This window comes from Streptomyces sp. NBC_01294 (genome assembly GCF_035917235.1).
GTDB classification, from domain to species: Bacteria; Actinomycetota; Actinomycetes; order Streptomycetales; family Streptomycetaceae; genus Streptomyces; species Streptomyces caledonius.
Genome location: NZ_CP108423.1, coordinates 2,361,761 through 2,381,819 on the forward strand (window position 1 = coordinate 2,361,761; position 20,059 = coordinate 2,381,819).

Sequence of the window (20,059 nt, forward strand, 5' to 3'; positions counted from 1 at the left end):
CCGCGGCAGTACCCGGATGTCCTGGCTGGGGGAGCCTGATCGGGCTTCACGGGGTGACTGCCGCGGCCGGGGCCTTGAGGGCGGCCGCGCGGGCCGTCAGACGGCCTCCGCGGCTTCGGGGAGCCGGGAGGCGAGGTGGTCGGTGAGCCGGACCACCTCGGCGACGTCGCCGTACTCACGGGCGGCGGCGTCGACGGTCTTGCGCAGCCGGGTGTTCACCCGTTCGGACCGCACCTTTCCCGCCACGTCGAGGGCCCGGTCGACGAGGACCGCGGCCTGCTCGGGCTCGCGCTGGAGCAGGTGCACGGTGGCCATGCCGATGAGGTTGAGGGCGTAGGAGCGCTGGTGCTCCTCGTCCTTCTCGAAGAGGTCCACGGCCCGCTCCATGACGGGTTCGGCGAGGGAGGCGTACATGGGGCTGCGCCCGGCGACGTAGGCCAGGTCCCGGTACGAGTGGGAGTTCTCGCCGTTCAGCTCGGCCTCGGAGAAGAAGCGGATCCAGTCGGGCTCGGGCTCGCCTCCGAAGCCGACGTCGCCGAAGGTGTCCTCGGCCATCCGCACGGCCCGCTTGCAGCGGCTGGGCTGGCCCATGTTGGCGTAGGCGCGGGCCTCCATCGCATACAGCATGGCCTGGGTGCGCGGGCCGGCGCAGTCGCGGCTGCCGTACTGGGCGAGGTGGATGAGTTCCAGGGCGTCCTCGGGACGGCCCAGGTGGATCATCTGGCGGCTCATGCTGGAGAGGATGTACGAGCCGAGCGGCTTGTCGCCGCCCTCCTTGGCGGCGTGCAGCGCGAGCACGAAGTACTTCTGCGCGGTGGGGTGCAGGCCGATGTCGTAGCTCATCCAGCCGGCCAGCTCGGCCAGTTCCGCGGCGACCTTGAAGAGCCGCTTCATGACCGGGGCCGGGTGGTTCTCCTGGAGCAGGTCGGTGACCTCGTGGAGCTGGCCCACGACGGCCTTGCGGCGCAGTCCGCCCCCGCACTGGGCGTCCCACTGGCGGAACATGACGGTGGTGGCGTCGAGGAGCCCGAGTTCCGGTTCGGAGAGCCGGGGCGGGCGGTGGCCGCCGAGGGCCCCCGTCGGCCCCGCCTCCCGCGGTCCCGGATCGGCGGCCGGGACCGGGACGAGCCAGCGCTGCATGGGCTCGATGAGGGCGGGGCCGGCGGAGAGGGCGAGCGAGGTCCCGAGGAAGCCGCGGCGGGCCAGCATCAGGTCGCTGCGGGAGAACTCGCCGAGCAGTTCGGCGGTCTGCGGGCCGGCCCAGGGCAGGTCGACCCCGGAGACGGAGGGCGTCTGGTGGGCCGTGCGCAGGCCGAGCTGCTCGATGGCGACGACGGAGCCGAAGCGCTCGGAGAACAGCTCGGACAGGATGCGCGGGACGGGCTCGCGGGGCTGTTCGCCGTCGAGCCAGCGGCGCACCCGGGAGGTGTCGGTGCTGATGTGGTGGGCGCCCAGCTGGCGGGCCCGGCGGTTGACCTGACGTGCGAGTTCACCCTTGGACCATCCGCTGCGGACGAACCACGAGGTCAGCTGGTCGTTGCGCGCAGCAGCGTCCTCGATCGTTCCGCTTGCGCCGTTGCCGCTCACTGGAACGCCCCCATCCGCTCAGCCTCTTCCTCACGAAACCCTGGCGGGGGCGCCGAGCGCCGCCACGGACCTTCACAGGTCCTTCACGCATTGCCTCCGGCATACCCACGGATGGGCCCGCCTTCGGGTTCGTGCACCGAAAGTAATCCTACGATCACCCCTGCGGCGAGGCCGATTCCAGAAACGCCACCATTCGCCACCCCTTCGAATGAACTCGCCACCCGCCAGGCGCGATTCACTTGACACCAAGGTGAAAGCGGATCGGTTGGACTGGAGTGCGCTCGGGGCGCGCGCGGCGAGGAGTGCGCCGGGCCGCATCGGCCGGCACCCCGCGGCGGAGCGCCCGCAGGAGATCCCGCCGACGTCGCCGCCACCGGCGTCGTAACCACCGGCGCGTCCGACCCGTTGGAGGGGGCATGGGCATGGGCTTCACGATCGGCGGCAGCCGCGGCACCAGGGAGTTCCGTTCCGGCACCCGGCGCCGCGGCCGGACCTCGGAGTGCACGGCGGTGGCGGAGTACACCGGACTGTGGGGCTGGGACGTGGTCCCCGGCGCCCGCGCCGCGGCGCCCGCCCGCGACTGCTCCTGCGGGGACGCGCAGTGCGCCGCACCCGGGGCGCACCCCCTGGCCTTCGCCCCCACCGTCCCGGCCGGCGCCACCCTGGACGAGGTCACCGAGGCCTGGGGTGCGTACCCGGGCGCCGCGGTGCTGCTCCCCGTGGGCCGCGCCTTCGACGTCATCGAGGTCTCCGAGGAGGCCGGGCGGCGCGCGCTGGTGCGACTCGAACGGATGGGCCTGCCGCTGGGCCCGGTCATCGTGACCGCGGACGGACGGGCGCAGTTCTTCGTGGCCCCGGGCGCGGCGGCCGAACTGCCACAGCTGCTGTACCGGATGGGCTGGGACGACGCCGACCTCGACCTGCGGGCCCTGGGCCGGGGGGCCTACGTGACGGCCCCGCCCTCCGACCGGGCCGGGCTCGGCCAGGTCGGCTGGCTGCGGCCGCCCGCGCTCGACTCCGCCGGGGGCCCGCCGCAGGCCCGGCTGCTGCTGGGCACCCTCGCCTACATCTGCCACCGCTTCCGCCGGTAGCCGCCGGCAGCCGCCCGTACACACCGGTGCCCCCGCGCTCCGAACGGAACGCGGGGGCACTGGTGTGCGCGGGGGCGGGGCCCGGTCGCGCTAGTCGCCGATCAGGGCGTCGACGAACGCCTCCGGCTCGAAGGGGGCCAGGTCGTCCGGACCCTCGCCGAGGCCGACGAGCTTGACCGGGACGCCCAGCTCGCGCTGGACGGCGACGACGATGCCGCCCTTGGCCGTGCCGTCGAGCTTGGTGAGCACGATGCCGGTGATGTCCACGACCTCGGCGAAGACGCGGGCCTGGGTCAGGCCGTTCTGCCCGGTGGTGGCGTCCAGGACCAGCAGGATCTCGTCCAGCGGTCCGTGCTTCTCCACGACGCGCTTGACCTTGCCGAGCTCGTCCATGAGGCCGGTCTTCGTGTGCAGGCGGCCGGCGGTGTCGATGAGCACCACGTCGGCGCCCTCGGCGATGCCCTCCTTGACCGCGTCGTAGGCGATCGAGGCGGGGTCGCCGCCCTCGGGGCCGCGCACGGTGCGGGCGCCCACGCGCTCGCCCCAGGTCTGGAGCTGGTCGGCGGCCGCGGCGCGGAAGGTGTCGGCCGCGCCGAGGACCACGCTGCGGCCGTCGGCGACGAGCACGCGGGCGAGCTTGCCGGTGGTGGTGGTCTTCCCGGTGCCGTTGACACCGACGACCATGATCACGCCGGGGGTGTCCTCGCCGCTCTCCGTCTTCACGGTGCGGTCGAAATCGGTGCCGATGAGGGTCAGCAGCTCCTCCTTCAGCAGGGTGCGCAGGTCCGCCGGGGTGCGCGTGCCGAGCACCTTGACCCGCTCGCGGAGCCGCTCGACGAGCTCCTGGGTGGGCACGACACCGACGTCGGCGATGAGGAGGGTCTCCTCGATCTCCTCCCAAGTGTCCTCGTCGAGGTGCTCTCGGGAGAGCAGCGTGAGCAGCCCCTTGCCGAGGGAGTTCTGCGACCGGGCGAGGCGGGCGCGCAGCCGGACCAGGCGGCCGGCGGTGGGCTCGGGCACCTCGATCGCGGGCGCGGCCGGGGCCTCCGGCTCCGCGACGGGGGCCTCGACGGGGGCCTCGACCGGAGCCGTCGCCTCCGGGAGCACGACCTCCTCGATCGTGCGGCGCGGCTCTTCCGCCGTCTCTACGGCGTCCTCCCCCACCTGCGGTTCGGCAGGCGGGGCAGTGATGGTCGGCGTGCTCGGCGGCGTGGGCGGCAGCTGCTTCTTCTTGCGGCTGCTGACCACGAGTCCGCTGATCGCGCCGACCGCGACCAGGGCGATGACTACAGCAAGGATGAGGATGTCCATAACCTCACCAGTATCGGACACGGGCGCCCCAGAGCTCGGACCTTGGACGTTCCGACCAGGACGTAAGCCTCCGTTTATGGTTTTAGCGGCAAATCTACGATGATGGGCGACTTCCCCTCGTACCCCTCCCCACGGAGCCTTCGCATGCCTGCCGAGACCGCCGCCGGCGGAAACGAAACCGCGATCGAGACCCGCGGCCTGGAACCCGTCCCCGACGGCGAGCGCGGCGGCCGGGTCCGCGATCTCGTGCCGACCTGGGTCGCCGCCAACATCAGCGTGCTGCTGCTGACCATGGGCGCGGGGCTGGTCATCTTCAACCGGCTCAACATCTGGCAGGTGCTCGTCGTCGCCGTCGCCGCGCCGGTCGTCTCGTACGGGATCGTCGGGCTGATATCCATCGCGGGCAAGCGCGGCGGCGCCCCCGGCATGGCCCTGTCGCGGGCCGTGTTCGGGCAGCGCGGCAACCTCTTCCCCGGGTCCCTGATCTGGGTGGCCCGGTGGGGCTGGGAGACCATCAACGCGGTCAGCGGCGCCTACGCCGTGCTGACCGTGCTCGACCTGCTGTTCGGCGTCGAGAGCAGCACCCCGCTGATCGTCGTCACCCTGCTGTTCTTCGTGGGCTGCACCTTCGCGGTCTCGGGCCTCGGCATCAAGGCCCTGCGGGTCTGCTCCACCTGGTCGACGTACCTCTTCGGCGCCTTCAGCGTGCTCGTCCTCGGCTACCTGGTCGTCACCACCGACTGGGCCGCCGTCTTCGGCAAGCCGGCCGGCTCCACCGCGATGATGATCGCGGGCATCGGCACCATCGCGGCCGGCGGCATCAGCTGGGTGCCCTCCGGCCCCGACTTCACCCGCTACCTGCCGCGCACCGCCTCCTCCAAAGGGCTGGTCGGCGCGACGATCGGCGGCGCCGGCGTGGTCGTGCTCCCGATGGTGCTGATGGGCGCGGTCATGGCCGTCGGCACGCCGGACCTGGCCACCGCCCAGGACCCGGTCTCCTTCATCGGCAAGCTGCTCCCGACCTGGATCGCGGTCCCGTACCTGCTCGTCGCGCTCGTCGGCATGCTGCTGATCAACTCGATGTCCATGTACTCGGCCGGCTTCACCGCGCAGACCCTGGGCATCAAGGTCCCGCGCACCTGGGCGGTCAGCGTCAACGCGGTCATCAGCCTGGTCTTCGGCTTCCTGCTGATGGTGGTCGCGACCAGCTTCTTCGGCTCGTTCATCTCCTTCCTGACCCTGCTGGCCGTGGCCTTCTCCGCGTGGATCGGCGTGTTCGGCGTGGACATGCTGCGCCGCCGGACCTACGACGGCCCCGCGCTGCTGGACACCACGCGGACCAGCGCCTACTGGTACAGGGGCGGTTTCGCCTGGCAGGCGATGACGGCGTGGGCCCTCGCGCTGGTCGTGGGGCTGCTCTTCACCAAGGTGGACTGGTTCAGCGGACCGCTCGCCACCACCTGGATCGGGGAGAACGGCCTCGGCTGGGTGGCCGGCATCGTCACCTCGGGCGTGCTGTACGCCGTCCTGCCGCGCACGGCACCGGTGGAGCCGGACCCGGCCGCGGCGCAGGAGCCCGCGCTCGCCGGATCCCTGTCCAACTGACGCCACGTCAGCTAACGTCCCCCTTCGCCCGCCCACCCACATCCGGCGAAGGGGGACTTCTCCATGCCCATCACCGTGGCCCGGTTCAATCTCGTCGACCCGAACGGCACCCCCGAGTCCCTCTCCGCCCGCTACAAGGCGGCGCTGGAGATGGCCCGGTACGCGGACGACCGCGGGATCGACACCATCCAGACCGAGGAGCACCACGGCACCGACAACAACTGGCTGCCCTCCCCCTTCACCTTCGCCGGCGCGGTCTTCGGCGCCACCCGCCGGATCGCCGTCACCGTCTCGGCGATCATCGGTCCGCTGTACGACCCGCTGAAGGTGGCCGAGGACATCGCCGTCCTGGACCTGCTGAGCGGCGGGCGCCTGGTCACCGTGGCGGGCATCGGCTACCGCCCGGCGGAGTACGAGCAGCACGGCGTGGAGTGGGGGCGGCGCGGCCGGCTCCAGGACGAGCTGCTGGAGACCCTGCTGAAGGCGTGGACCGGCGAGCCCTTCGCGTTCCGCGGCCGCACGGTGCGGGTCACCCCGACGCCGTTCACCCGGCCGCACCCGCTGCTCCTGGTGGGCGGCAGCTCCGAGGCGGCGGCCCGGCGCGCGGCCCGGCTGGGGCTGCCCTTCTTCCCGAGCGCGCACCTGCCGGAGCTGGAGGCGTACTACACCGCGCGACTGGCGGAGTACGGCACGGAGGGCTTCTGCATGATGCCGGCGGCCGAGACCCCGCTGCTGCACATCGCGGAGGACCCGGACCGGGTGTGGGCGGAGCACGGCGAGCGCTTCCTGCACGAGGCGGGCATGTACGCGTCCTGGCAGTCCAAGGACATCCGCAGCGCCGTACGGTCGAACGCGCGCTCGGTGGCCCAGCTGCGCGCGGAGGGCGTGTACCGGATCCTCACCCCGGACGAGGCCGTCGCGTACGGCCGGGGCGCGGGCGAGGCGGGGAACCTGGTCCTGCACCCGCTGTGCGGCGGGATGCCGCTGGACGAGGGCTGGCGCAGCCTGCACCTGCTGTGCGAACAGGTACTGCCCCGGCTCAAGGACTGAGCCGGGGCAGTATCGAGGAGAGGGGTGGTGGCGGGGGATGATTACCCCATCTCCTCCAGCGCCTTGCCCTTGGTCTCCGGCACCCACTTGAGGATGAACGGGATCGAGAGCAGGGCGAAGAACGTGTAGATCACGTACGCGCCGGACAGGTTCCAGTCCGAGAGCGTCGGGAACGTGACGGTGACGACCCAGTTGGCGACCCACTGGGCCGCGGCGGCGACGCCGAGCGCCGCGGCCCGGATGCGGTTCGGGAACATCTCGCCGAGCAGCACCCAGACCACCACGCCCCAGGACAGGGCGAAGAAGAGCACGAAGGAGTGCGCGGCGATCAGTGCGACCGTGCCCTGGACCTCGGGGATGGAGATCTCGCCGGCGACCTCGGACTTGTAGGAGAAGGCCCACGCGCAGAGGCCGAGCGAGACGGCCATGCCGGCCGAGCCGATGAGGGCGAGCGGCTTGCGGCCGACCCGGTCGACGAAGATCATCGCGATCACCGTGCCGACGATGTTGATGATCGACGTGGTGAAGGAGTAGAGGAACGAGCTGCTCGGGTCGATGCCGACGGACTGCCACAGCGAGGAGCTGTAGTAGAAGATCACGTTGATGCCGACGAGCTGCTGGAAGACGGAGAGGCCGATGCCGACCCAGACGATGGGCAGCAGGCCGAAGCGGCCGCCGAGCAGGTCCTTGAAGGTGGACTTGTGCTCGGAGTGCATCGCCAGCTCGATCTCGTGGACGCGGCCGTCCAGATCGACCTTCGAGCCCTCGACCTCGCTCAGCACCTTCCTGGCCTCGTCGTTACGGCCGACGGAGATCAGGAAGCGGGGGGACTCCGGGATGACGAAGGACATCAGGCCGTAGAGCACGGCCGGGACGACCATGACGCCCAGCATCCACTGCCAGGCCTCCAGGCCGCCGATCTCGCCGCGCTGGTCGCCGTCGGCGAGGTTCAGGATGGCCCAGTTGACCAGCTGGGAGACGGCGATGCCGATGACGATGGCGGCCTGCTGGAAGGAGGCGAGCCGGCCGCGGTAGGCGGGCGGGGAGACCTCGGCGATGTAGGCGGGGCCGATGACGGAGGCCATGCCGATGCCGAAGCCGCCGATGACCCGCCACATGGCCAGGTCCCAGAGGGCGAACGGGAGGGCCGAGCCGATGGCGCTCGCCGTGAAGAGAACGGCCGCGATCTGCATGCAGCGGATTCGGCCGATCCGGTCGGCGAGGCGGCCCGCGGTGGCGGCACCGAACGCGCAGCCGATCAGCGCGGCGGCGATCACCTGGGCGAGCACCTCCGAACCGACGTCGAACCGTTCGCGGATCGCGACGACGGCGCCGTTGATGACGGAGCTGTCGTACCCGAAGAGGAAACCGCCCATGGCCGCGGCCGCGGCGATGAAGATGACGTGGCCGAGGTGGTCGGGCCGCGGCGAGGATCCGCCTCCCGGCGCCGGGGTCTGCGCAGTGCTGCTGGTCAAGGTGTGCTCCGTGGGGGATTCGTCCGTCCTCACAGTGGCGCACAGTTCAAGATCGGGCACCACCTGAAGGCGGGGGGACAGCGGAGCGAGCCTATTCGTTCATTTCCTGAAGTCAAGACTGGATGCAAAGTGCGCAAGGCCAGGGAAGCGCCGGTTTTGAATTCACTTATTGAAGTGATAGGGGTTAGCGGAGACGCTGGCTGATGACCTTGGAGACCCCGTCTCCCTGCATCGAGACGCCGTAGAGCGCGTCCGCGATCTCCATCGTCCGCTTCTGGTGCGTGATGACGATGAGCTGCGAGCTCTCCTGGAGCTCCTCCATGATCCGGATCAGCCGCTGCAGGTTGGTGTCGTCGAGCGCGGCCTCGACTTCGTCCATCACGTAGAAGGGGCTGGGGCGCGCCTTGAAGATGGACACCAGCAGCGCCACGGCGGTCAGCGAGCGTTCGCCACCCGAGAGCAGCGACAGCCGCTTGACCTTCTTGCCCGGCGGGCGGGCCTCGACGTCGACGCCGGTGGTCAGCATGTTGTCGGGGTCGGTGAGGATCAGCCGGCCCTCGCCGCCGGGGAACAGCCGCGAGAACACCCCCTCGAACTCCCGGGCCGTGTCCCGGTACGCCTCCGTGAAGACCTGCTCGACGCGCTCGTCGACCTCCTTCACGACTTGAAGGAGATCGGCTCGGGTCTTACGGAGATCCTCCAGCTGCTCGCTGAGGAACTGGTGGCGCTCCTCCAGGGCCGCGAACTCCTCCAGCGCGAGCGGGTTGACCTTGCCGAGCTGCTGGTAGGCGCGTTCGGCCGCCTTGAGCTGTTTCTCCTGCTGTGCCCGGACGAAGGGGCCGGGCAGGTTCCGCGGATGCTCCGGATCCTCCGGCAGCTCCTCGCCCTCGGCGGGCGGGGACGGGGGCACCGGCTGGTCGGGGCCGTACTCGGCGACGAGCCCGGCGGCCTCCATGCCGAAGTCCTCCAGCGCCTTGGCCTCCAGCGCCTCGATGCGCAGCCGCTGCTCGGCGCCGAGCACCTCGCCGCGGTGGACGGAGTCGGTGAGCTTGTCGAGCTCCCCCTTCAGTTCGCGCCCGCGGTTCCTCGCCTCGCCGAGCTCCCGCTCGCGCAGCCCCTTGGCCTGTTCGGCCAGCGCGCGCTCCTCGTCGGCCCTGCGGAGCGAGACCTCCACGTGCGCGAGGAGCTGCCGGGAGCCGTCGGCCACCGCCCGGGCCACCTCCGCCTCGTGCCGCCGCCGCGCCCGGCGCCGCTCGGCGCGGGTCCGGGCCTCGCGTTCCGCCCGGGCCGCGCGGTCGAGTGAGTCCGCCCGCCCGGCCAGTCCCTTGACCCGCTCCTCATGGGTCCGCAGCTGCAGCCGGGCCTCCATCTCGGTCTGCCGGGCGTTGGCCCCGTCGGCCGCGAGGCGGTCGCGCCGGGAGCTGTCCGGCTCCTCCTCGACCGGCATCTCCTCGGCGGTCTCGAGCCGCTGCGCGCACTCCTCCACGTCGGCCAGCGCCTGCTCCAGCGCGTCCTGGGCCTTGGCCGCGGCGGCCGCACTGCGCTCGGCCTCGCCTGCGGCCCCCTTCGCCTGGCCGGCGAGCCGCCCGAGCTGCTGGGCGACCCCGGCCCGGGCCTGTTCCGCGGCGCGCCGCCGCTCGGCGAGCTCCTCGACCAGGGCGGCCGTGTCCTGCCGGCGTGCCTGGGCGGCCGTCTGGGCCTCGCCGAGCTCCGCGCAGCGGTCGTCCAGGCGGGCCAGTTCCGCCGCCGCCTCGTCGACGGCGGCCCGGACCTCGATCAGGCTGGGGGCCCCGGCGGAGCCGCCGTGCGCGAGGTGTGCCCCGAGCACGTCGCCGTCGAGGGTCACGGCCACGGCGTCGGGCCGCGCCGCGACGAGTGCCTCGGCCTCGTCGAGCGTCCCGACCACGACGTGGTCGCGCAGCACCCAGGCGGCTGCCCGGCGCGCCTCCTCGTCCCCGTCGACCAGGCGGGCGGCGGGCACTCCCTCGCCTGCGGCCAGGCCCGCGGGGCTCTGCCCCGCACCCCGCGCCTCAATCGCCGAGGAGGCTGAAACAACCGGCCCGGCCTGCGCGTGAGCGGCTGGTACGGCCAGAGCCCGCTCGCCGGAAGCGCCGGGGTGGGGCAAGCCTCCCTCGGCCTCGCCCTGCCTGGACAGCACGGTGCCCGACGGAGCGCCGCAAGCCGGCACCTGACCCGGGACGACGGTGTCCACGCCGACCGCCGGCGCAAGCCCGCCACTCCGTCCCGGCAGGCCAGACCCTTCCCCAGCAACCTCGGCTCGAGGCCCCTGGCCCGACCAGGCATGGCTCGCCGGAGCAACCTCAGGGCCGTGGACCTGGCCCGGCAGGGCAGGGCCCGCCGAAGGGGTGGGCTGCGGCCCGTGGCTCTGGGCCGGCGGGGTGGGCGGGGCCTTCGGGTCCGCGGCACCGCGCGGGAGGGGGGCCGGTGGGGTGATCAGCAGGGTGGCGCGGCCCGCGTCCGCCGCGCGGAGGTGGCGGATGGCGGCGGCCGCCGCCGCCGGGGAGGCCACCGCCAGGGCGTCCGCCGCCGAGCCCAGCGCCGCGGCCACGGCGATTTCGCAGCCCGGGGTCACCGACAGCCGCTCCGCCGCCGGGCCCAGCAGCCCGGCCAGCCGCTCCCGCGCCGCGAGCAGCGCCCCCGTACCGTCCTTGCGGCGCAGCCCCAGCGCCAGTGCGTCCCGCCGCGCGGACACCGCCGCCCGCGAGCGCTCCGCCCCGGACAGGGCGTCCCGCGCGGCGGACAGCTCCGCCTCCGCCGCCGTCAGTTCCGCCCGCGCCGCCGCGTGGTCCGTGTCCGCCGACGGGTCGTCGAGCCCGCCGACCTCTTCCGCCAGCGCCTCGTACTCCGCCTGCGCCGCCGCGGCCCGGGCCTCCGCCCCGTCCCGCGCGGCGACCAGCCGGTCGATCTCGGCCTGCGCCGCCCCGGCCCGGGAGCGGGCCGCGCCGAGCCGCCCCGTCAGCCGGGCCAGCCCCTCGCGCCGGTCGGCGATGGCCCGTGCGGCGTCCCGCAGCCGCCGTTCCTCCTCGGCGAGCGCCCGCTCCAGCTCCGCCCGGTGCTCGGCGGTGTCCTCCAGCGCCCGCGAGGCCGCCTCCAGAGCGGCCGTCAGTTCGGCCTCCTGCTCGCGGATCCGTGCGGCCTCACGCTCCATGTCTTCCGGGTCGCGGCCCCTGCGTTCCTCCTCCACCGGCGCCGTCGCGCTCTTGACCCGCGCGTCCGCCAGGGACGCGGTCCCCCGGACGCGTTCGGCGAGCTGCGACAGCTCGTACCAGGTCTGCTGCGCCCGCTGCAGCCGCGGCGCGAGCTCCCGTACGGCCTCCTCCAGCTCCGCCTCGCGCCGCAGCGCGCCCGCGAGCTGGGCCTCGGCGGCCTCCTTGCGTTCCTTCAGCGCCGCCTCGTCCGCGATCTCCGCGTCGAGCGCGCGCCGCAGCACGACCAGGTCGTCGGCGAGCAGCCGCAACCGCGCGTCGCGCAGGTCCGCCTGGATCACGGCGGCCCTGCGGGCGACCGCCGCCTGCCGGCCCAGGGGCTTGAGCTGGCGCCGCAGCTCGTCGTTGAGGTCCTGCACGCGCGCGAGGTTGGCCTGCATCGCGTCGAGCTTCCGCAGCGCCTTCTCTTTCCGCTTGCGGTGCTTCAGTACGCCGGCCGCCTCCTCGATGAAGGCGCGGCGTCCCATGGGATCGGCGTGCAGGACGGAGTCCAGCTGGCCCTGGCCGACGATGACGTGCATCTCGCGGCCGATGCCGGAGTCGGAGAGCAGTTCCTGGATGTCCAGCAGGCGGCAGGTGTCCCCGTTGATCTGGTACTCGCTGCTGCCGCCGCGGAACATGATCCGGGTGATGGTGACTTCGGCGTAGTCGATGGGCAGCGCGCCGTCGGAGTTGTCGATCGTCAGCGACACCTCGGCGCGCCCGAGCGGCGGCCGCCCGGTGGTCCCGGCGAAGATGACGTCTTCCATCTTCCCGCCGCGCAGGGACTTGGCCCCCTGTTCGCCCATGACCCAGGACAGTGCGTCCACCACATTGGACTTGCCCGAGCCGTTCGGACCCACGACACAGGTGATGCCGGGTTCGAAGCGCAGGGTGGTGGCGGAAGCAAAGGATTTGAAGCCGCGCAGGGTCAGGGACTTGAGGTGCACGCCGCCGGACTCTACCTTTCACGTTCGGTTTCACCCATGAAAGTGCAGGGCACGACTGACGTTAAAGGCATCACGCCCCCCACCTGGCCCTCTGGTCAGGGGCGCGGCGGCCGAAGAACGAAGCAGCGGCCAAAGAAAGAAGGGACGCCGAAGCGTCCCTTGCAGATCAAGCGGGGCTGGAGTCGAGCGACGAGTGAGCGCGGATTCAGGTGAGCGCAGGCTCCGCCTGGGGTACGTCGATGTCGATGCTGTCCAGCAGCGAGTCTCCGTCGTGCTGAGCGGCGGCCGCGTTCAGCGCGTCATTTTCGGACTGAATCCGTACGAGCTCGGACTCAAGGTCCTGGACGCGCTGCTGAAGCCGTCGCATCTCGGCGAGGAGTCGCGGATCGGAACCGCCGACGTAACCGAGAAGCGCCTTTGCCATGATGGATGGTCCTCCACACTGAGTGACCGACCGAAGCGGTGTGGGTCGTGAGGGAATCGCACCCGCGGATGTCCGGCAGCAACTGACAGTCACTGCGCTTACTACTGCCAACACTGCCAAACAGCTCAGGTGCGCGGGGCTTCCAGCGTCTCACCAAAAAGTTTGACGGTCAACACGATCACGCCCCGTATCGGCGGGCGCCCCGGTCCCCGCACGGGGGGTGGAGATCATCCTCATCTCCGAGCCTTCCACGGATCGCCGGCGTCGGCAACGCGTCGGCGGAGAATGCGCAGTTCCGACCGTGTGCGGACGGTTCAGAGGTGTGATGAGTGCATGATCAGCCGATCGGTCACCGCATCCCGAATCCGTCGTAGCCACCGCGCGGTGTCCCCCAGATCTCTGTCACCCCGTCCACCAGGCCGGGCGTGTCGGAGGACCGCAACCAGTCGAGCAGCCGGTGGCAATTCTCACGTTGCCCTTCGGCGACCACCTGTACTCGCCCGTCGTCGAGGTTGAGTGCGAAGCCGACGACCCCTCCGATCTCCAGGGCGTTCTCCCTGGTGAACCAGCGAAAGCCCACTCCCTGCACGCGGCCGCGCACCCAGGCGGTCAGACGGACGTCTTCATTCATGCGTGAACGCTAACCGGGCAAAGACTTTCGGGACACATCGCCCCCAGGCCCCATGGCGTACAGTCGCGCAGCAATGAACTTACCCATTTGGGTGAGTAAGGGATGATCTTGACCCGGCAAGGAAGGCCCGAACGATGGGACGCCACCGACTCCACGCCGCTCCGCGCCGCGGCGGCAAGAACGGCACCGCCCTGCGCACCGGCCTGCTCGGCGGCGCGGTGGCCGTGGCCCTCGGCACCGCGGCCGTCACCACCGGCATGGTGCCCGTCGGCGCCTCGTTCCCCTATGTGGGCGTCAGCGGTACGGAGAGCCCCACGGCGGCGAAGGCCAAGGCCAAGGCCTCGCCCAGCCCCGACGGCACGCTCCGCCGGCAGCTCGGTCTGGCCAACCTGACCGACCGCTCCTCGGCGGGCACCGGTACGGCCACCGCCTCCACGGCCCCGTCGGCCTCCCCTTCCCCGTCGGCCTCGCCGAGCCCCTCCACATCCGCGCCCGCCACGCCGAGCGCCTCGCCCTCCCCGTCGGCCCCGGCGTCGACCCCTGCCAAGCCCCCGGCCGCGCCGGCCCCCTCCACCAAGGCCCCGCAGAAGAGCACCGTGCCGGTCGCCCCGGTCCCGGTCCCGGCGCCGGCCAAGCCGGCCGCCCCCGTGACCCCGCCGTCCCTGGACGGCCACTCCGCTGAGGAGGCCGCCGTGGTCACCCTGGTGAACCAGGAGCGCGCACAGGCCGGGTGCCGTCCGGTCCGGGCCAATCCGCCGCTCGCGGCGCTGGCCGGAGCCTTCAGCAAGGACATGGCCACCCGCGGCTTCTTCGGCCACGACGACCCCGACCGCAACACCCCGTGGGACCGCGCCGCCAAGGCCGGCCTGTCGGGCCTCGGCGGCGAGAACATCGCCCGCGGCCAGGGCGACGCCGACGCCGTGATGAAGGCCTGGATGAACAGCCCGGGCCACAAGGCGAACATCCTCAACTGCGAGTTCCGCACCCTGGGCGTCGGCGCCCACTTCGCCGACGGCGGCCCCTGGTGGACCCAGGACTTCGGCTTCTAGCACGGCTCGGGCGGAGCGGGTCCGCCTGCGGAGGGCGGCCCGCCGCAGCGGGGTCCGCGGCGGCTCAGGCCACGGCGGCTCAGGCCACGGCGGCTCAGGCCACGGCGACCAGCGCGGCGCGGCCCGCCACGACGATGCGGGTCTGCTCGGCGACCCGGCGTCCCAGGTGCTCCGCGGTCGCGATGTCGGCCTTGTGGACGGCGTCAGCACCCTCGTCCGCGTTGGACTGGGCGGCGGCGCCTGCGAAGAAGCCGAGGCGGTTGAGGTCGTTCTCGGAGCCCGTGCTGCTGTTCCAGCCCGGCTTCAGGCCCAGGTTGACCCAGCTCATGCCGTGCTGCGCGGCCAGCGTCTGGAAGTAGTGCAGGGTGTTGAGCTTGTCGCCGCTCTTGGAGCCGGAGTTCGTGAAGCCCGCGGCCACCTTGTCCTGCCAGACATCGCCGAACCAGCGCTTCGAGGTGGCCTCGGCGAAGACGTGGAAGGCACCGGAGGCGGTGCCCATGTACGTCGGGGAGCCGAAGACGATCGCGTCGGAACCGTCGAGCAGCTCCCACTGCGCGTCGTCGATCTCGTCGACCTTGATCAGGTGGACGGTCGTCCCTGCCTCCGCGGCGCCGCTGCGGACCGCCTCCGCGATGACCGCGGTGTGGCCGTAGCCGGAGTGGTAGGCGATCGAGACGACGGGGGTGTGCGTGATAGCGGACAAGGCTGGATCTCCCCCTCGGGAATACCTTCGCCGCAGCACGGGGCGTGGTGCGACGAGAGAAAGAGAAAAACTAACTTTCAGAAAGCGCAACCCAGCAGTTAGCGCTGTAGAGGGGTACGCTTGGCTCATGGAGACCCCTGCCTGTACCGAAGCCGCCGTGTCCGACCCTCCGTTCGACGTGTTCGCGCGCGCCTGCCCGTCGCGGGAGACGCTGGAACACGTCACCGGCCGCTGGGGCAGTCTCACCGTGGGCGCCCTGCGCGAAGGTCCGTGCCGCTTCAACGAACTGCGGCGCCGGGTGGACGGCGTGAGCGAGAAGATGCTCTCCCAGACCCTGCAGGCGCTGGAGCGCGACGGCATCGTCCACCGCGAGGCGCAGCCGACGAACCCGCCGCGCGTCGACTACGAGCTGACCGCGCTCGGCACCGAGGTCGCGGACCGGCTGCTGGCGCTCATCCACTGCCTGGAGGGGAACATGCCGGCGGTGCTGACCGCCCGGGAGTCCTACGACGGCACGCGCGGCGGCCGCTGACAGCGCGGACAGAAGTAGCTCGACCTGTTCATCCACGGGCGGCGCCGCATCGGCGTCCCGCAGCGCCGGCAGGGCTCGTCCTCGCGCCCGTAGGCGTCGAGCGAGCGGTCGAAGTACCCCGACTCGCCGTTCACGTTGACGTACAGACTGTCGAAGCTGGTGCCGCCGACGGCAAGGGCGGCGTTCATGACGTCCCGGACGTGGCCGAGGAGTTCCGTGCTCCGGGGGCGCGTGAGGTTGCCGGTGGGGCGCTCGTAGTGCAGCCGGGCGCGCCACAGCGCCTCGTCCGCGTAGATGTTGCCGACCCCGCTGATCAGGGACTGGTCCAGCAGCGCCCGCTTGACGGTGGTCCGCTTGGCGCGCAGGGCGAGGTGGTAGGCCACCTCGTCGAACAGCGGGTCCAGCGGGTCCCGCGCGATGTGCGCGATGACGTCGGGCAGCCCCTCGGCGCTGTCGGCCACGGCGTCGTGCAGCGAGAGCCCGCCGAAGGTCCGCTGGTCCACGAAGCGCAGCTCCGTCCCGGCGGCATCGTCGAACCGCACCCGGATTCGCAGGTGCTTCTCGTCAGGGGCGTCCTGCGGCTGGACGAGCAGCTGCCCGCTCATCCCGAGGTGCCCGAGCACCGAAAGGTCCCGCCCCTCCAGGGGCAGCCACAGGTACTTCCCGCGCCGCTGCGGCACCCCCAGGGTCTCGCCGCGCAGCCGCGCCGCGAAGTCGGCGCCGCCGCCCGGATGGCGTCGTACGGCCCGCGGGTGCAGCACGTCGACGGACTCGACGGTCCGCCCGGCCACCCAGCGCTCCAGCCCCCGCCGCACGACTTCGACTTCGGGCAGCTCGGGCACGGCGTTCCTCCGGGGGTGTGGACAGGGTCGCTGTGGGCGAGCGTACCGGCCGCCCGGAAACGGAACCGCCCGCCCCTGCAAGGCAGGGGCGGGCGGGGAGATCCCGAAGGAAGGGTCAGGCGTCCGGCGCCGTTTCGGCGGGCGTCGGCACCCCGCCGTCCGCGGCCTCGGCCGAAGCCGGGACCTCGGCCGGAGCGGCAGCCGCAGTGGCTGCCGCAGTGGCTGCCGCAGCCGCTGCCGCGGCGATCCGTTCGTCCGCCGCGCCGCGGATCCCGCGCCATGCGGACTCCGCGGCCTGCTGTTCCGCTTCCTTCTTGCTGCGGCCGGTGCCGGTGCCGTACGAGACACCACCGACGCGAGCGGCAGCAGTGAAGGTCTTCTCGTGGTCCGGACCGGTCTCGGTGACCAGGTATTCCGGTACACCAAGACCTTCGGCCGCCGTGAGCTCCTGGAGACTGGTCTTCCAGTCCAGGCCGGCCCCGAGGTTCGAGGACTTCTCGATGAGCGGGTCAAAGAGCCGGTGAACCAGCTCCGAGGCCGCGTCGAGGCCCTGATCGAGGTAGACCGCGCCGATCACCGCTTCAAGGGTGTCGGCGAGGATGGAGGCCTTGTCCCGGCCGCCCGTGCCCTCTTCGCCCCGGCCGAGCCGGATGAAGGAGCCGAGTTCGAGGCCGCGCCCGACCTCCGCCAGTGCGCGCGAGTTGACCACCGCGGCCCGAAGTTTGGCCAGCTGGCCTTCGGGGAGATCGGGGTGGGTCGTGTACAGCGTGTCCGTGACCACCAGGCCCAGCACGGAGTCCCCGAGGAACTCCAGGCGTTCGTTGGTGGGCAGACCGCCGTTCTCGTACGCGTACGAGCGGTGGGTCAGTGCACGCACCAGAAGGGCGGACTCGAGTCGATACCCGAGCCGCCCTTCCAGAAGCGTGTGGGACGAGGCCGCGTTGTTACTGTCTGCCTGCTTCTCAGCGTTGGACAGCTCAGACATTGCGCCTCTCACCAGCCGCTCAGACCTCGAGGACCTGGCGCTTGTTGTAGGTGCCGCAGCTCGGGCACGCAATGTGCTGGAGCTTCGGCTCCTGGCAACGCTCACACGAAACCAGGGTGGGGACCGCAGCCTTCCACTGCGACCGGCGGTGGCGCGTGTTGCTGCGCGACATCTTCCGCTTCGGAACAGCCACGGCTACTTCTCCTGCTTCTCGGCGGCGCTCTGAACTCCGTCAGACGCAGTGCCGCTCATGTTGTCCTTCTCGTCGTCCTGATCGGTCACGACGAGTCCTTGCAATGCCGCCCATCGAATGTCGACGGCGTCATGGTGGTGGTCCGGGTCGTCGTTCAGGCTGAGCCCGCAATCCGGGCACAGTCCGAGACAGTCCTCCCGGCACACCGGCTGCATGGGCAGTGCAAGCACCACCACATCGCGCAGCACGGGTTCGAGGTCGAACAAACCGTCCTCGAGGAAGAGCGTGTCCTCGTCGTCCTCGGCGTCGTCGGCCGGTTCCGCCTTGGAGCGGCTCCGGTCGTCGGCGTCAGGGTACGAGAACATCTCCTGGAAGTCCGCCTTGAGCTCGCGCTCGACGGACTCCAGACACCTTACGCACTCCCCCACGGCCGATGCACGGGCGGTGCCTGTGACAAGCACCCCTTCCATGACCGATTCGAGGCGGAGCTTGAGCTTGAGCGGGGTGCCTTCCGGCACTCCGATGACGCCGGCGATACCGAGGTCCGCCGGTGCCGCGATCTCACGGGACAGCCGCTGCATGGCACCAGGACGCCGCCCCAGCTCGTGCGTGTCGAACACGAGGGGGTTGTGGTGGTCGAGGCGGGTATTCAGGGCTGTTCCTGCTTTCACAGATCGCTGAAGATCAAAAATTCCGCCGCTCAAGGGCAGCATGGATCGCGGTGCATACGCGCGACCGAAGAGCCAGGATACCCGGAGCGGCGCCCAGCACCCAATCCGGCCCTAGCGCCCCTGTTCGTACTGCCGCAGCTGGTCCAGGTTGATCATGCTCGTGTCGAAGAAGCTGGTCTCGTCGAGCGAGGGCTGCTGGGCCTGCGGCTGCTGCGGCTGCGGCTGCTGCTGCGGCTGCTGGTACGCGGCGTAGGGGTCGGGCTGCTGCTGGTAGGCGCCGTAGGGGTCCGGCTGCTGCTGGTAGCCGCCGTACGGGTCCTGGTAGGCGTAGGCGTCCTGCTGCTGGGCGGCGGGCTGCTGGTAGGCGTACGTGTCGTACACCGGCTCCGGCTGCGCCGGGATCGGCGCCTGCGCGTGCACGAGCTCCGGTTCCGCCAGGCCCGCCAGGAAGTCCGCGTCGCTCGCCGACCGGGAGGACTGCCCGCCGGCGGCGTCCTGCGCGGCCATGTGCACGCCCAGGTCGTCCGAGGGGACGCGGCCCAGCAGCTTCTGGCGGCCGCGGCCCACGGCCTCCAGGGTCTTGGACAGGACCGCCTCGAAGGTCGCCAGCTTGGTGTCCACGTACGCGTCGGCCTGCTGCCGCTGCGTCTCGGGGTCGTGGCTGCGCTCGGGCGCCTCGTCGTAGTCGGGGTCCTGGTAGCCGTGCTCGTCCAGGCCCGGGCCGCGGCCCAGCAGCTTCTCCCGGCCCCGGTCCACCGAACCGATGGTCTTGGTCAGCACGACCTCGAAGTTCGCGAGCTTGCTGTCGACGTAGTCGTCGGCCTCGGCCCGGATCTCCTCGGCCTCCCGGCGGGCCTCGTCCAGGATCCGGTCCGCCTCGGCCTGGGAGCGCCGCGCGATCTCGGTGTCGGAGATCAGCGAGCCGCGCTGGTTGTGGGCGGCGTCGATGATCCGCTCCGCCTCGCGGCGGGCGTCCTCGACCATCTGCTCGCGGCCGCCGATCAGCTCCTGAGCCTGCGCGAGCGAGCCGGGGAGTGCCTGGCGCACCTCTTCGAGCTGGGCGAGCAGCTCGGCGCGGTTGATCACGCAGGAGGCCGACATGGGCATGGACCGGGCGCCGCCGACGGCCGCGACGATCTCGTCGAGCTTCTTCTGCACGTCCATGGGGGCTCGCACTCTCTCGGCCTCAGGCGGTTCCTGAGACGGACGGGACGACTGTAAGGCCACCGGGCGGGCCCCCGACACTGACTGACGGCCCGTCAGTCGGTCAGCGGTTGCGCAGCCGCTCCATGAGCGCCGTGTGCACGTGCGCCGGCAGCAGGTGGGCGACGTCGCCGCCCCAGGCCGCGACCTCCTTGACCAGCGAGGAGGACAGGAAGCTGTAGGTGGGGATGGTCGGGACGAACAGCGTCTCGACGCCCGACAGGCCCATGTTCATCTGGGCCATCTGGAGCTCGTAGTCGAAGTCGCTGACCGCGCGCAGCCCCTTGACGATGGCCGGGATGTCGCGCTGCTTGCAGAAGTCGACGAGCAGGCCGTGGAAGGACTCCACCTCGACGTTGCCGTAGTCGGCCGTCGCCTCGCGGATCAGCTCGATCCGCTCCTCGACGGTGAACAGGCTCTGCTTCGACTTGTTGATCATCACGGCGACGTGCACGACGTCGTAGAGCCTGGAGGCGCGTCCGATGACGTCGAGGTGTCCGTTGTGGATGGGATCGAAGGACCCCGGACAGACGGCGCGGCGCAACTGAACT

Annotated in this window: 18 protein-coding genes; 5 read left to right on the plus strand and 13 right to left on the minus strand. The window is 71.6% G+C overall.

The features are described from left to right. Positions 1-96 precede the first annotated feature (96 nt). On the minus strand, positions 97-1,587 hold the full coding sequence (gene nsdA, locus OG534_RS10370; protein WP_326587802.1) for a transcriptional repressor NsdA: 1,491 nt from the start codon (positions 1,585-1,587) through the stop codon (positions 97-99). Positions 1,588-2,009: 422 nt separating this feature from the next. On the opposite strand from nsdA, the gene OG534_RS10375 reads away from it, so the two are divergent. Beyond that, the gene (locus OG534_RS10375; protein ID WP_326587803.1) at positions 2,010-2,678 is read left to right on the plus strand and encodes a bifunctional DNA primase/polymerase; all 669 of its coding nucleotides are present in this window, start codon (positions 2,010-2,012) and stop codon (positions 2,676-2,678) included. A 90-nt stretch (positions 2,679-2,768) separates the two neighbouring features. On the opposite strand, the gene ftsY is transcribed toward OG534_RS10375, so the two are convergent. Then, positions 2,769-3,989, minus strand: a complete 1,221-nt coding sequence (gene ftsY, locus OG534_RS10380) for a signal recognition particle-docking protein FtsY (protein WP_326587804.1) — start codon at positions 3,987-3,989, stop codon at positions 2,769-2,771. A 144-nt stretch (positions 3,990-4,133) separates the two neighbouring features. Here ftsY and OG534_RS10385 point away from each other — a divergent pair, with 144 nt between their 5' ends. After that, positions 4,134-5,594 (plus strand): cytosine permease, encoded by a 1,461-nt coding sequence (locus OG534_RS10385; RefSeq protein ID WP_326587805.1) that lies wholly within the window; start codon positions 4,134-4,136, stop codon positions 5,592-5,594. 63 nt (positions 5,595-5,657) lie between these two features. Further along, a complete protein-coding gene (locus tag OG534_RS10390) occupies positions 5,658-6,644 on the plus strand; it encodes an LLM class flavin-dependent oxidoreductase (protein WP_326587806.1) in 987 nt (328 codons plus the stop codon). A 41-nt stretch (positions 6,645-6,685) separates the two neighbouring features. On the opposite strand, the gene OG534_RS10395 is transcribed toward OG534_RS10390, so the two are convergent. The 4 genes from OG534_RS10395 to OG534_RS10410 form a co-directional block, all read right to left on the minus strand. After that, positions 6,686-8,119 (minus strand): sugar porter family MFS transporter, encoded by a 1,434-nt coding sequence (locus OG534_RS10395; RefSeq protein ID WP_326587807.1) that lies wholly within the window; start codon positions 8,117-8,119, stop codon positions 6,686-6,688. Positions 8,120-8,303: 184 nt separating this feature from the next. Beyond that, positions 8,304-12,275 (minus strand): AAA family ATPase, encoded by a 3,972-nt coding sequence (locus OG534_RS10400; RefSeq protein WP_326587808.1) that lies wholly within the window; start codon positions 12,273-12,275, stop codon positions 8,304-8,306. Between the two features lie 205 nt (positions 12,276-12,480). Then, entirely contained in the window at positions 12,481-12,699 is a 219-nt protein-coding gene (locus OG534_RS10405; RefSeq protein ID WP_030032603.1) for a hypothetical protein, read from the minus strand. 349 nt (positions 12,700-13,048) lie between these two features. Continuing rightward, positions 13,049-13,330 carry an acylphosphatase gene (locus OG534_RS10410; RefSeq protein ID WP_326587809.1) on the minus strand — a complete coding sequence of 94 codons (282 nt, stop codon included), beginning with the start codon at positions 13,328-13,330 and terminating at the stop codon, positions 13,049-13,051. Positions 13,331-13,464: 134 nt separating this feature from the next. On the opposite strand from OG534_RS10410, the gene OG534_RS10415 reads away from it, so the two are divergent. Continuing rightward, positions 13,465-14,379 (plus strand): CAP domain-containing protein, encoded by a 915-nt coding sequence (locus OG534_RS10415; RefSeq protein ID WP_326587810.1) that lies wholly within the window; start codon positions 13,465-13,467, stop codon positions 14,377-14,379. A gap of 94 nt (positions 14,380-14,473) precedes the next feature. On the opposite strand, the gene OG534_RS10420 is transcribed toward OG534_RS10415, so the two are convergent. Beyond that, entirely contained in the window at positions 14,474-15,082 is a 609-nt protein-coding gene (locus OG534_RS10420; RefSeq protein ID WP_326587811.1) for a flavodoxin family protein, read from the minus strand. 127 nt (positions 15,083-15,209) lie between these two features. Here OG534_RS10420 and OG534_RS10425 point away from each other — a divergent pair, with 127 nt between their 5' ends. Further along, the gene (locus OG534_RS10425) at positions 15,210-15,614 is read left to right on the plus strand and encodes a winged helix-turn-helix transcriptional regulator (RefSeq protein ID WP_326587812.1); all 405 of its coding nucleotides are present in this window, start codon (positions 15,210-15,212) and stop codon (positions 15,612-15,614) included. Here OG534_RS10425 and mutM read toward each other — a convergent pair. The 6 genes from mutM to coaD form a co-directional block, all read right to left on the minus strand. Continuing rightward, positions 15,587-16,456, minus strand: a complete 870-nt coding sequence (mutM, locus tag OG534_RS10430; protein WP_326587813.1) for a bifunctional DNA-formamidopyrimidine glycosylase/DNA-(apurinic or apyrimidinic site) lyase — start codon at positions 16,454-16,456, stop codon at positions 15,587-15,589. The genes OG534_RS10425 and mutM overlap by 28 nt on opposite strands. A gap of 115 nt (positions 16,457-16,571) precedes the next feature. Then, positions 16,572-17,441, minus strand: a complete 870-nt coding sequence (rnc, locus tag OG534_RS10435) for a ribonuclease III (RefSeq protein ID WP_326587814.1) — start codon at positions 17,439-17,441, stop codon at positions 16,572-16,574. A 19-nt stretch (positions 17,442-17,460) separates the two neighbouring features. Beyond that, positions 17,461-17,634, minus strand: a complete 174-nt coding sequence (gene rpmF / locus OG534_RS10440; protein ID WP_003965982.1) for a 50S ribosomal protein L32 — start codon at positions 17,632-17,634, stop codon at positions 17,461-17,463. Between the two features lie 2 nt (positions 17,635-17,636). Continuing rightward, positions 17,637-18,347, minus strand: coding sequence for a YceD family protein (locus tag OG534_RS10445; protein WP_326587815.1), 711 nt, complete (start codon positions 18,345-18,347; stop codon positions 17,637-17,639). A 69-nt stretch (positions 18,348-18,416) separates the two neighbouring features. Beyond that, positions 18,417-19,469, minus strand: a complete 1,053-nt coding sequence (locus OG534_RS10450) for a DivIVA domain-containing protein (protein WP_326587816.1) — start codon at positions 19,467-19,469, stop codon at positions 18,417-18,419. A 103-nt stretch (positions 19,470-19,572) separates the two neighbouring features. After that, positions 19,573-20,052, minus strand: coding sequence for a pantetheine-phosphate adenylyltransferase (gene coaD / locus OG534_RS10455; protein ID WP_326593545.1), 480 nt, complete (start codon positions 20,050-20,052; stop codon positions 19,573-19,575). Between the last annotated feature and the right edge of the window lie 7 nt (positions 20,053-20,059).

Excerpts from the sequence above, each read along its gene's own strand:
- OG534_RS10375 (WP_326587803.1), top strand. The coding sequence starts at position 2,010 with ATGGGCTTCACGATCGGCGGCAGCCGCGGCACCAGGGAGTTCCGTTCC.
- ftsY (WP_326587804.1), bottom strand. The coding sequence starts at position 3,989 with ATGGACATCCTCATCCTTGCTGTAGTCATCGCCCTGGTCGCGGTCGGC.
- OG534_RS10385 (WP_326587805.1), top strand. The coding sequence starts at position 4,134 with ATGCCTGCCGAGACCGCCGCCGGCGGAAACGAAACCGCGATCGAGACC.
- OG534_RS10390 (WP_326587806.1), top strand. The coding sequence starts at position 5,658 with ATGCCCATCACCGTGGCCCGGTTCAATCTCGTCGACCCGAACGGCACC.
- OG534_RS10405 (WP_030032603.1), bottom strand. The coding sequence starts at position 12,699 with ATGGCAAAGGCGCTTCTCGGTTACGTCGGCGGTTCCGATCCGCGACTC.
- OG534_RS10410 (WP_326587809.1), bottom strand. The coding sequence starts at position 13,330 with ATGAATGAAGACGTCCGTCTGACCGCCTGGGTGCGCGGCCGCGTGCAG.
- OG534_RS10415 (WP_326587810.1), top strand. The coding sequence starts at position 13,465 with ATGGGACGCCACCGACTCCACGCCGCTCCGCGCCGCGGCGGCAAGAAC.
- OG534_RS10425 (WP_326587812.1), top strand. The coding sequence starts at position 15,210 with ATGGAGACCCCTGCCTGTACCGAAGCCGCCGTGTCCGACCCTCCGTTC.
- rnc (WP_326587814.1), bottom strand. The coding sequence starts at position 17,441 with ATGTCTGAGCTGTCCAACGCTGAGAAGCAGGCAGACAGTAACAACGCG.
- OG534_RS10445 (WP_326587815.1), bottom strand. The coding sequence starts at position 18,347 with ATGCTGCCCTTGAGCGGCGGAATTTTTGATCTTCAGCGATCTGTGAAA.
- OG534_RS10450 (WP_326587816.1), bottom strand. The coding sequence starts at position 19,469 with ATGGACGTGCAGAAGAAGCTCGACGAGATCGTCGCGGCCGTCGGCGGC.